Origin of the sequence: Zooshikella ganghwensis DSM 15267 (assembly GCF_000428585.1) — a bacterium.
In the GTDB taxonomy this organism is placed as follows: Bacteria; Pseudomonadota; Gammaproteobacteria; order Pseudomonadales; family Zooshikellaceae; genus Zooshikella; species Zooshikella ganghwensis.
In genome coordinates this window covers 1-11232 of record NZ_AUAF01000143.1, presented here as the reverse complement: position 1 = coordinate 11232, position 11232 = coordinate 1, and the positions used below count along the sequence as shown (strand labels likewise).

The 11232-nt window shown below is 39.4% G+C and carries 10 protein-coding genes; 3 read left to right on the top strand and 7 right to left on the bottom strand.

What is annotated here, in order from left to right; genetic code table 11:
* Positions 1-293 precede the first annotated feature (293 nt).
* From F607_RS0121130 to F607_RS30940, 5 genes are all read right to left on the bottom strand, one after another.
* Positions 294-1676 (bottom strand): TRAP transporter large permease, encoded by a 1383-nt coding sequence (locus F607_RS0121130; RefSeq protein WP_027709669.1) that lies wholly within the window; start codon positions 1674-1676, stop codon positions 294-296.
* Positions 1673-2269 (bottom strand): TRAP transporter small permease, encoded by a 597-nt coding sequence (locus tag F607_RS30945; RefSeq protein ID WP_051311713.1) that lies wholly within the window; start codon positions 2267-2269, stop codon positions 1673-1675. The genes F607_RS0121130 and F607_RS30945 overlap by 4 nt, the downstream gene beginning before the upstream one ends.
* A gap of 149 nt (positions 2270-2418) precedes the next feature.
* Positions 2419-3405 (bottom strand): TRAP transporter substrate-binding protein, encoded by a 987-nt coding sequence (locus F607_RS0121120; protein ID WP_027709668.1) that lies wholly within the window; start codon positions 3403-3405, stop codon positions 2419-2421.
* Positions 3406-3682: 277 nt separating this feature from the next.
* Positions 3683-5083 carry a sigma-54-dependent transcriptional regulator gene (locus tag F607_RS0121115; RefSeq protein ID WP_051311712.1) on the bottom strand — a complete coding sequence of 467 codons (1401 nt, stop codon included), beginning with the start codon at positions 5081-5083 and terminating at the stop codon, positions 3683-3685.
* A gap of 32 nt (positions 5084-5115) precedes the next feature.
* Positions 5116-6972 (bottom strand): ATP-binding protein, encoded by a 1857-nt coding sequence (locus tag F607_RS30940; protein ID WP_051311711.1) that lies wholly within the window; start codon positions 6970-6972, stop codon positions 5116-5118.
* 310 nt (positions 6973-7282) lie between these two features.
* Here F607_RS30940 and F607_RS34825 point away from each other — a divergent pair, with 310 nt between their 5' ends.
* Both F607_RS34825 and F607_RS30935 read left to right on the top strand, forming a co-directional pair.
* Positions 7283-7828: a CBS domain-containing protein gene (locus F607_RS34825; protein ID WP_027709666.1), complete on the top strand. Its 546-nt coding sequence runs from the start codon at positions 7283-7285 to the stop codon at positions 7826-7828.
* Between the two features lie 193 nt (positions 7829-8021).
* A complete protein-coding gene (locus F607_RS30935) occupies positions 8022-8672 on the top strand; it encodes a maleylacetoacetate isomerase family protein (RefSeq protein WP_051311710.1) in 651 nt (216 codons plus the stop codon).
* Between the two features lie 32 nt (positions 8673-8704).
* Here F607_RS30935 and F607_RS0121095 read toward each other — a convergent pair whose 3' ends face one another.
* The gene (locus F607_RS0121095; RefSeq protein ID WP_027709665.1) at positions 8705-9781 is read right to left on the bottom strand and encodes an ion channel; all 1077 of its coding nucleotides are present in this window, start codon (positions 9779-9781) and stop codon (positions 8705-8707) included.
* A 245-nt stretch (positions 9782-10026) separates the two neighbouring features.
* Here F607_RS0121095 and F607_RS0121090 point away from each other — a divergent pair, with 245 nt between their 5' ends.
* Positions 10027-10659 (top strand): class II aldolase/adducin family protein, encoded by a 633-nt coding sequence (locus F607_RS0121090; protein WP_084611360.1) that lies wholly within the window; start codon positions 10027-10029, stop codon positions 10657-10659.
* Positions 10660-10754: 95 nt separating this feature from the next.
* Here the strand turns inward: F607_RS0121090 and F607_RS30930 are convergent, their stop codons facing one another.
* A complete protein-coding gene (locus F607_RS30930; protein WP_051311709.1) occupies positions 10755-11042 on the bottom strand; it encodes a substrate-binding periplasmic protein in 288 nt (95 codons plus the stop codon).
* Positions 11043-11232 lie beyond the last annotated feature (190 nt).

The following is an 11232-nucleotide window of genomic DNA, read 5'->3' as shown; positions in this document are numbered from 1 at the left end:
CCTTTTGGCACAAAAACCAAATGGTACTTACAATCCCATTTAGAATGACTTAAGCTTTGATATGACATGTGCATTGTTTCCTTTTATGTGGGCCGCCAAGCCACTGGAAACTTTACACATGTCTTCTTTCTCCATAAAACTGAATCTAGAGGCCAAGCCTTGAGAGTCACACTAGTCAAACTAGTGGCTTACCTGTCAACGAGTTATACGCTGCACAAATTTCATACTTTGCTGGCAGCTAATTTTTACATCAGCCGCCAGACTTGCTAAAAACCTGTTGAGTTAAAAGCTATTTAATTTAGTAAATCAGGCAAAAACAATGAAATTGCAGGGATGTACGTTACAAGCCCCAAAAATATTAATAGTAAACCTAACCACGGTAAAGCGGCTTTAATAACCCAGCCAATGCTTTGTTGAGTAATTCCAGCAGTCACAAATAAATTTAGCCCCACAGGAGGCGTTAACATGCCTATTTCCATATTCACGACCATAATGATACCCAAGTGAATTGGATCAATACCTAATTGAGTAGCGATCGGAAACAAAATAGGTGCCATAATCAGTACTATAGCTGATGGCTCCATAAAATTACCTGCAGCAAGCAGTAATAAATTCACTACAAGTAAAAAGGCCCAAGGAGGAAGCCCCATACTCACTATTGTTTCAGCAATAGCATGTGGAATACGTTCAGTCGTCAATACATGGGCAAATAACATCGCATTAGCAATAATAAACAACAGCATTAAACTCACTTTTGCTGCGTCCATAACCACATTATTCACTTCTCGATCAAAAAAAGACCTCGGAATTGCCCAGGTAATTTGCCAGAAATTTCTGCAAACAGCACGGACTACACTTTCACCTTGATAATGCCACGGCGTATCTCTTAATGGTCCCATATCTCGATAGCCTATTACAGCTATTAAGAAAGCATAAATGGCAGCTACCGCAGCAGCTTCAGTAGGGCTGGCAATACCACCATATATGACACCTAGGACCAACACGATGAGAAATAACCCCCCTGCTGCAATTAACCCCGTTTTCACCAGTATTCGCCACCCTGGAAATGGCTGTGACGGGTAGCGGCGTTTGCGTGCAAACAAATAAATCGCAACTAATAAAATGCCTCCCATGAGTAAACCAGGAATTAAACCTGCCATAAACATCCGTGTAGCAGAGACTTCTGTGGCTGCAGCATATACCAACATCACAATAGAAGGCGGAATTAATATACCTAAAGTACCTGCATTAGCAATGACACCTGCGGCAAAAGACTGAGAATAACCAGAGCGAACCATACCAGCAATAACAATACTGCCGATTGCAGCTACTGTTGCGGGAGAAGAGCCTGAAACTGCTGCAAATAGCATACAAGCAACCACCGATGCCATGGCCAAACCACCTCGCACATGTCCCACACCAGCCACAGCAAAATTAATAAGCCGCTTGGCAACGCCTCCTGTTGAAAGAAAAACTGATGATAAAATAAAAAATGGAATTGCTAACAACGTATAATGACTGGATGTAGACTCAAATATTTTAAGCGCAATTGAAGCCAGGGAGTCATTAGAAAATAATAATATCGTTGACACGCTCGCAATACCCAATGCTAAAGCAATAGGCATCCCTGTTAACATACACAATAATAATAATAAAAATAAGGTGGCGGTAGTCATAATTTACTCCCTATAGGTGAAACATCAGATGACATCCTGACCTCAGGAGATTCTTTGGGCGTAGATTTAGTTTCTTCTTGAGCTAATGCCAGGCTTTCTTCTGCTTCATCTAATAATTCAAATCCATCAACTTGTCGGGAAAACAACATCCATAGCAGTGACATTAACCTAAGTGCTAATAATACAAAACCACCGAATAAAATACTCATCCCCTGCCACTTGGGAAGAGGAACATCCTCCATTGTCAAGCCAATTAATTTTAATTTACCTAAATAGATCCAACTACCGTATAATAAAACTCCACAGTAAAATAAACAGCCTAATACAGCAAACACTGAAATCCAACGACGCACTCCACTGGGAAATAGACGCACTAATGCATCTACTCCAATATGTGCACCTACCTTTAAACCATAGGAAACACCAAACAACACAAACCATGCCCCTAAATACAGGGTCACCTCCTCCATCCATAGCCAGCCCGTATTAAATACAAAACGGAGTATAACTTCCAAAAAAACTAATAAAGTCATACCCACTAATAACAAACGAATAATGGCCGCCTCAACAATAGCAAGGTAATGCCTAATCATGCTATTTCCCCTCAATTATGCCCTTCGCGAATCAATTTTATTTTGACACCTAAAAATGATTCATTATGAGTATAAAATCACCTGATTTATCAACTCATTTATTATGCATACTTTCCTTAGCATGCATAAAAATATTGCAGGTTAACAATCTAATTAATTTGATTAGCTTTTTGAGCAGCTTCAATCAGATCGGCACCAATTTCATCTTGAAATTCCTTCCATACTGGAGCCATTGCCTGTTTCCACTGTTGGCGCTGAGAGGATGTTAGCTCAATAACGGTTGATTTTTTACTGGCAATAATAGCTTGCTTATCTTGCTCATCTTTTTGCAACGCGACTTGATTACCAAAAGTAATCGCTTCTTGTAAGCTTTTTTCTACAACAGGACGAATGTCAGAAGGTAATCCTGCCCAGAATTCTTTTGAGGTAACAACAATATAGTCAAGCACACCATGATCTGTTTCTGTAATATGTGACTGCACCTCGAAAAACTTTTTTGAGTAAATATTTGACCAGGTATTTTCCTGCCCATCAATCGCTTTTGTCTGTAATAATGTAAACACCTCAGAGAAAGGTTTTTTTACAGGGTTAGCATTAACCACTTGAAATTGTGCAGCTAATACATCTGATGCCATCACCCGGAATTTTTTTCCTTTGGCATCTGCAGGATCATAGAGTGGTTCATTAGCCGACAATTGTTTCATGCCATTATGTAAATACCCTAGACCTGTCAAACCTTTGCTTTCCAGGCTAGTCAGCAATTTTTGCCCTTCCTCACTTTGCTGAAATCGCTCTACAGCCTGCATATCATCAAATAAGAAAGGCAGATCAAAGACTTGAAACTTTTTCGTGTAAGTTTCAAGTTTAGATAAAGAGGGAGCTGCAAGTTGCACATCACCTAAAATGATTGCTTCTAATACTTTATCATCATTAAATAGTTGAGCATTAGGAAAGACACTTACTTTAACTTTTCCTGGTAAACGTTGTTCAATGAGTTTTTTGAAGCGTATAGCCATCTTACCCTTAGGCGTATTTTCGGCTACTACATGAGAGAACTTAATTTCGATAGGTGCCGCATTCAGTCCACCAGCAACCATCGAAAATATACAGCACATCGTTGTTATTAGGTTACGCATGTTACTCCCTCTTTCTTATTCTATATTTTTGTTACTCATAGGCTTAGCCCCATGACGAATATGTACCAAAGTACATCTTGCAACATGGGCTTATCATGCCTTACTCACATGACAGGGTATTGAATAGGCAAACCTTGCGCCAAAAAAAATAAACTCTATAAATCAGTTAGTTAGCAACAATGTAGGCAGGTAATGAGTAGTATATGACACATCAACGACTTGTGAATGGGTGGAAATCCACCCATTTAAACAAATAGTTCATGAAGGGTATATTTTTTTACTTAGAGTACTCAGCTCGATTTAAGCCATATTTTTTTAATTTATCGTAAAGTGTCTTACGTGCTAATCCCAACTCATCCATGACTGTTTTAAGACGTCCTTGATGACGAATTAAGGCATCTTCTAATAAAGCTCGCTCGTAGGCTTCCACTTTAGAGGTTAGCTTTTCCGTTTCAATTAAATTGGATGATATTGCACCCCACCCATCAATATCAAACTCAGCACTTTCACCCAATAATACGTAGCGCTCAGCAATATTTCTTAATTCTCGAACATTCCCAGGCCAGTCATGATTTAATAAAGCTTGACGCTGAGCAAATGATAGAGGAATGACCTCATGACCATAGCGGGCACCTGCTAATGATGTAAAATGTTGAAAAAGTAGTAAAATGTCTTCTTTCCGATCTCTTAACGCAGGGATATTAATTGTTACGACATTTAAACGGTAATACAAGTCCAGTCTGAACAACCCTTCTTCTGATCGTTTTTTTAAATTTTCTTTCGTGGCGGCGATAACACGTATATCAATCGGTATCAGTTCATTTGTACCAAGCCGTTCAACCTGTCGTTCTTCCAAAACGCGTAACAGTTTTACTTGTAAGTTAACTGGCATACTTTCAATTTCATCTAAAAACAAAGTGCCACCATTAGCATACTCAAACTTTCCTTTTCGGCTCTTGCTCGCCCCCGTAAAAGCACCTTGAGTATGACCAAATAACTCACTTTCAATCAATGCTTCTGGGAGTGCGCCACAATTAATAGCGACAAAAGGATGAGCCTGCCTGACACTATGCTCATGTAAAAAACGGGCAATAAGTTCTTTTCCACAGCCCGTTTCACCTTGCAATAAAATATCTGCAGGCGCATCCAGCACTTGTTGTACTAAACGACGTAACTGTTTGATAACTGAAGTATTACCTAGAATACGTGGACCTGGAGCACCCTGAGCAAAGATTTCTTCCCGTAAAGATCTATTTTCCAATGTCAAACTACGTTTTTCTAAAGCTCGATGAATTACATCAACGAAATGTGTTTGGCTAAACGGTTTTTCTATATAGTCATACACCCCGGCTCTAATGGCGGTAACAGCAGTGCTGATATCACCATGCCCCGTTAATAAAATAATGGGTAGCTCCGGATCTAACTCATTTAACTGTCTGAAAAGCATCATCCCGTCCATGCTAGGCATGTGCAAATCGGTAACGATTACGCCAGGCCAGTTTTCATGAACTAATGGTAAACACTCCTCGGCAGAAGCAAAACATTTAACGCACATATCAGCTAATGTTAACGTTTGCTCTACAACAAGACGAATATCTTCATCATCATCGATAAAAAAAACCTGCTTTAATACCTCTCTTTCTGGTGCGGAATTAAAACGGGAAAGATCACTTTTCATATAATAATTCTCTACCACATCTACTCAGTCAACTATTTATCTATAGCAGGTAAATAAACGCTAAATACGGCACCACCTTGAGCCAGGTTTCTCGCCTTGATACTCCCACCCATCGACTCAATAATACGCTGTGAAATTGCCAGCCCTAATCCCAATCCTTGACGATCACTTTTTGTGGTATAAAACGGTGTAAATACTTTATCCAATAAATGTGCTGGAATCCCTCGGCCATTATCCTGAACATCTAGTTTCACCTTATCTTGAAAGTCTGCAAGGTTTACTTCAATAACGCCATTTGTCTTATTAACCAACTCATGCATTGCATTAGTCAGTAAATTCACGACAACTTGTTCTAACCAAACGCAATCCCCTCTAATCCATAGTCCATTTGCAGGTAGTTTACTGATTACGCTAATACGCTGTTTTTCTAACTGAGGCTTAAGTAAATCAATTGCACTTTGAATTGCTGTCACTAGATTTATTAATGTTAGTTCGCCGGGTGTTTTTCGGGCAAACACTTTAAACTGAGCGACAATATAACCCATGCGCTCACATGCCCGATTTATTCGTTGTAAATTTGCTGCAACTAACGCTGTTTGTTGTTTTTCAAGAAATACAATACTATTTTCTGCAAGACCTTTTATCGCGGTAATAGGCTGATTAAGTTCATGGTTAATACTGGCTGACATCTGGCCTAAAACTGCTAATTTTGCTGCTTGAATAAGCTCTTCTTGGGTTTGTCTTAATTTTGCTTCAGTATATTGTCGCTCTTCTATTTCCTGCTTCAATCGTTGGTTAGTTTTCATTAAATCCTGGGTACGCATTAAGACACGTGCTTCTAATCGGTCTCGCGCTATACGAAGCTGTCGCTCAGTTCGATATCGCTGCCAAATAAATAAACCTACAAGTAATAGCACCCAGGAAATTAGTCCATACACCAACAGCGTTTCATTCACTCTCCGTTGAACCTCACTCCAGTCATACCAAATATGCAGCTCCCACCCTGCTTTAGGCATATTGAATTTATGTTGCAAATAAGAAGAATGTCGCTCAGTCTCAGTAATTGAGTCAACAAGCTCAATTTTCTGTAGCGCGGGAGAAGCAGGTGTAAGCTTATCAACAACAGGCTTTACCTGCTTTACCAGTGGGGGGATTGAACGTTGAGCATAACGCTGCTCTTGTTGTAGCTGATCCTGCTGTATATCTGACAACTCACCCAAAGAGTGAAACAACCAGCGTTTAACACTGCTGATAAATACTACGCCCATTGAATCAGTGACTAATAATTGAGCAGAGCCATGACTGAAAGCACTTTGCCAAGATTGCTCAATATTCGCCAGGTCCACTTTAACCACCACAATACCCAGCAGCTTATCCTGCTGAAACACAGGATACGAAAAATAGTAGCCCCGTTGTAAAGAGGTTGTACCCAGTGCAAAGTAACGCCCAGCATTTCCTTGTTTGGCTTGCTGAAAATAAGGCCGAAAGTTGAAATTACGACCCAAAAAGCTTTGTGGACGTTGCCAGTTACTGGCAGCAATGGTCGTTCCCTGCGGATCCAATAAATAAATATCTGCTGCCCCAGTGACATTATTACTTTGTTCTAAATAATGATTGATAGAGTTCGACTCTGCCTGCTGACTGGTATTACTCAAAAACTCTGTCACTATAGGTTGTTGTGCTAAAAACTCTGGTAAGTTCTCATAGGTGGACAATATTCCACGTAAAGTTGCTCTAAATCGATAGAGTTCTCCCTGCATATCACTTGCAAACGCGGCTAATACCTGTTGTCGGACAACTGTTTCTTGCCATGCTAAAAATGCTACTAGGCTGATTGCCCAAGTTAATAACACCCATAACCAACCAACTTTACTCGTTAACCCCTTCATGCCAGTACTTCCTGCTTCTAGCACGTTAATTATTAAATATTTCGCTTACTTGCTTACATTCATTATTATCTGCCACAGTTTAACCAGCTGTAGACTACCCAAACAAGCAAAAGTAATACCTTTTACCCTTGAACGTACCATCGTTTGCAGATCAACACAAAATTGTACAAGACACACACAATTACTTTGCAACGATCGTTCTAAAGAGAGTATATTATTGAGCTGCCACATATTGAGGTTTCAGGCTGTTCAAAGTGGCCAGGGAAAGGTTAGTCACATAATAGCGGTTAACAAAATCAGGAATGGAATCATGAGCAGCAATTTCACCATTGAAGCACTTCGTGCATCAACACTTCCTTCAAATAACTCACTACATGCTCAAGATATTATGACTCAAAAGGTTCTGACTGTATCAGAACACTGGTCTCTCGCCGTGCTTGCCAGCTTTTTTGCTCGCCACCATATTTCTGGAGCGCCTGTGTTAAACCAGCAAGGTAAGCTTTGTGGGGTAGTAACCATGACCGATATAATACGGCATGAGTATATCCCAGCATTAGCACTTTTTAGCGACTTGTTGGATAAAAAATCACATGCTACAGATGACATCTGTTTTACCCATTTATTAGGTAATGATCTCAGCGAAGACACTCATCTCGTTAATGAGATAATGAACCCAGATGTTATAGTTATTAGTTCTAACACTTCATTAAATGACATTATTAGTACAATGATTGATGATAATGTCCACCGGCTATTTGTTTGCGAACAAGATAAAATTCTTGGTGTTATAACCACCATGGATGTTTTAAAAGCTCTACGCCAACAACTTTCATTGTTTAACACATCAGTGGCATAAGATTTAAATTAAAGGCTACAGTTTAACAACTCGGTGATTATCCAAAAAGCGTCTACACTTTATTCGTAAATACTATTAAACAACAACTTAATAATGAGTTTAAAAAAAACATTATTGCTATCAATTGATTGAACTATATTTTATCTAAATCAAGCTGCACTGAACGAAGTGCAATCACCGCAGTAGGTTGATCATGCAGCTTTTTACACACACGATGTCAGTGACGGCTTTTACTATCCGCCTAGCACTGAAACTTAAGCAGGTCGATTTTGAACAATTAGTTGTGGCACATTTAACGTCCGTTAAACGTTTTAATGAACCTGCACAGCCTATGAACCTGCCATTATTACAGGACTACCAGTTAGCCATAAACCAGCCATTGGCCATTTTGGAATACCTTGATGAAAAGTATCCCCGACCGCCATTATTACCAGAGGATATTGGTTTACGCGCCAGAGTACGTGCTTTTGCACATACAGTCATTGGAGAGCTATACCCTTATGCTAATCACAAAGTATTGAATTACCTATCACAAGTTTTATTAATCGAGGAACCATTACAAAATCGATGGTTACATGATTGGTTACTCAGTAACTTACAGCAACTTAATACATTATTAGAAAATAATGCAGAATGGGGTCCCTTTTGTTTTGGCTATGAACTTACGCTAGCTGATTTAGCCCTTATTCCACAACTTCACTATGCTCAGCAACAAATGATAGACCTGTCAAAACTTCCTATTCTTGTGCAAATATATCAATACTGTATGCACTTAAACCTTTTTCAAGAAGCGATTAATAGTCCCAGTTTTAAGTGTTTTTGGCCTGGCAAAAAAGCCACTTAATCGTTAAATACCTTTTTTGCATCTTTTTATGTTCAACGAAGTATTTTATTAACAAAAACCACCACAAATAACGCCATAGTGAAGCTTCCTGTAAATGCTTCAACAGCAGCAACTAAACGGGTTAAACCAACCGGCGTAAAGTCACCATAACCCAGCGTTGTAAATGTCACTACACTGAAATAAAGGCAGTCCGTTAAACCATAAAGGTTTTCAAGAAAGCTGTGTTCCCAATTAAACTTGACGAGTTGACCGCTGTCGGAAACCCCTATTAAAAAATATGCAATAGCACACATCGCAATAACAGAAAATGAAAAAAACACAACACGGAGGGGACGTTGTCCGTAACCACAAAACAAATCAACCAACTTGGAAAAAAATCTTAACGATGACCAAAATGGCATTTGATAACGCCGCATAATCATTTCGCGATGAAAGAAATAACCTGAAGTTTCAAATAAACCTTGCGCTTCACAGTTTTTACGAATACTCCGATAAACTTCTTCTGCTTCTTCATAAAGCTGTTTCATTTCTCGATAATTATGCTGTAACTTCGCCTGTATTGCTTTTTTTTCCTGAAGAATATACTTACCCCAATTAATGTTCTCTAATTTTGCCTGTGTTAAGTCTGCACCAAGTAAATTACAGTCCTCTAAATTTGCGCAATGTAAATTCGCTCGGCATAGTTTTGCTTTCATTAAGGATGCACCTTTTAAATTAATTTTAAACATATGAGCATCCGTTAAATTAGCACGATAAAAATCTGCATAACTTAGGTCATATCCAACTTTTGAGCCCCTATTCACTAAATCAACATCACATAAGTTAGCGCTTCTCAACTGAAACCCAGCCATACTTTGTAAACTTTTTGCGTAAGTTTCTAACCGCTGTTTGACCTGATCATCGGTTTTATTTACTTTGGGATCACGCCAATAAACCAGATCAAAAATAAGCGTATCAACTTGAGAGGACTCAGTATCATTAGATCGAGTACTACAGCTATCGATTACTGGCTTAGTTTCAGTACTACCTTCACTATCTGCAGAGGCAAAATTATTTTTTGTTGAATCTTCATTACTAACCGATGATGAGAGTGGAGTGTGTTGCGGCATAGGAGAACACCCAAAATTTCTCAAAACCAGATCACAGGTATGCTCACCTGTAACCACTTCTCTGGTCAGTATAGACGCAATTCCTCAGCCCTAGTCTATTGTCAGGCAGGCCATTAATAAACAAGCGACTCCAAGGGTGTGCTTCAGCACAGCCATATTTGTCAACAGACACCGTCGTTAGTTATGATGGGTCGTTATTTTTTTATAACCACTTAGTTTACAGCCACAATTGCAAGGATGTTTCGATGACAATAAAGGAAACGGAAGGCGTTATTAAATACCAGCTACATCACCGTCAGGAGCCAATCACTATTCCTGATCAGCTTACACAAGCACTTACAGCCTGGCGTTCAATATTAGTAAAACTAGAAGTGATTGGTCAGGATGCCCATCGTTATCAGGGTTTTGGTTTTGGAAATCTCAGCGCACGAAGTAATAACAATACTTTCTATATAACAGGCACGCAAACCGGAGAATACCCTGTCTTACAACAAAAACATTACTCTGAAGTCATTGAAGCAAACATTAACGAGTTTAGCATCTACTCCCGAGGCCTTACGAAACCCTCATCAGAAGCATTAAGCCACAGTGCTGTTTATCAAGCTAGTCCCGACATAAACTTTGTCTTTCATGGCCACAGCCCTGAAATTTGGCACGCCACTCAACAACTCAATTTGCCAGCAATACCTGCTAACATTGCCTATGGCACGCAAGCTATGGCTGAAGCCGTCACCAAACTTTTACATGAAAAACCAGCAACAAGTGGATTTGTTATGGAGGGACATGAGGATGGCATTATCACCTTTGGCCGTACTGCAGAACAAGCAGGACTGACGTTTGTGGCCTGGCTTGCAAACGCACTTCAATGTGCAAGCTAAACCAAACCACAAACCACCCACAAAGTGGGCATAAAATCCTTCGTGATGGGTATGATCATTAAAACCGTGTTCTGTTAAAAACCCATTTTTTTAGATTAGCGATACTGACGGTATATTTTTTCTATTGAGCCGTCCTGACGCATCTTCCTCAGTGCTTCATTCAGTTTTTTTACTACTTCTGGATTAGTGTCTTTGTTCAAGGCTAAATAAAGATCATTTTTATTAAAAGAAAAAACCTGCTTTAATCCCACAAGTCCTTCCTGCTTCGCTAAATAGGGACCTGATAATGAGCCTGTTGCCCAAATATCTATTTTATTTATTTTTAGTTTCCTGACATTTAATTTATCACTATGCGCTTCGAGAGGCTTTGTTGAATCGCTCATTAATCAATCAATACCATACGCTCATAATTTGCTAGAATACCGAGCTTGTCCTAGTTAAGTCTATTACCTCCTACCTCCATGCCATATAAACTCAATGAAGCCAAGCGTCATCACATAAGCTTTGTTGCAGTACTGAATCATCTGGTCTTTTGAGGGGCTTTGTTGAATCGCTCATTAATCAATACCATAC

What these genes read in the sequence shown, in the direction of transcription:
- F607_RS0121130 (WP_027709669.1), bottom strand. Translation starts at nt 1,676, where the DNA reads ATGACTACCGCCACCTTATTTTTATTATTATTATTGTGTATGTTAACA.
- F607_RS30945 (WP_051311713.1), bottom strand. Translation starts at nt 2,269, where the DNA reads ATGATTAGGCATTACCTTGCTATTGTTGAGGCGGCCATTATTCGTTTG.
- F607_RS0121120 (WP_027709668.1), bottom strand. Translation starts at nt 3,405, where the DNA reads ATGCGTAACCTAATAACAACGATGTGCTGTATATTTTCGATGGTTGCT.
- F607_RS0121115 (WP_051311712.1), bottom strand. Translation starts at nt 5,083, where the DNA reads ATGAAAAGTGATCTTTCCCGTTTTAATTCCGCACCAGAAAGAGAGGTA.
- F607_RS30940 (WP_051311711.1), bottom strand. Translation starts at nt 6,972, where the DNA reads ATGAAGGGGTTAACGAGTAAAGTTGGTTGGTTATGGGTGTTATTAACT.
- F607_RS34825 (WP_027709666.1), top strand. Translation starts at nt 7,283, where the DNA reads ATGAGCAGCAATTTCACCATTGAAGCACTTCGTGCATCAACACTTCCT.
- F607_RS30935 (WP_051311710.1), top strand. Translation starts at nt 8,022, where the DNA reads ATGCAGCTTTTTACACACACGATGTCAGTGACGGCTTTTACTATCCGC.
- F607_RS0121095 (WP_027709665.1), bottom strand. Translation starts at nt 9,781, where the DNA reads ATGCCGCAACACACTCCACTCTCATCATCGGTTAGTAATGAAGATTCA.
- F607_RS0121090 (WP_084611360.1), top strand. Translation starts at nt 10,027, where the DNA reads ATGACAATAAAGGAAACGGAAGGCGTTATTAAATACCAGCTACATCAC.
- F607_RS30930 (WP_051311709.1), bottom strand. Translation starts at nt 11,042, where the DNA reads ATGAGCGATTCAACAAAGCCTCTCGAAGCGCATAGTGATAAATTAAAT.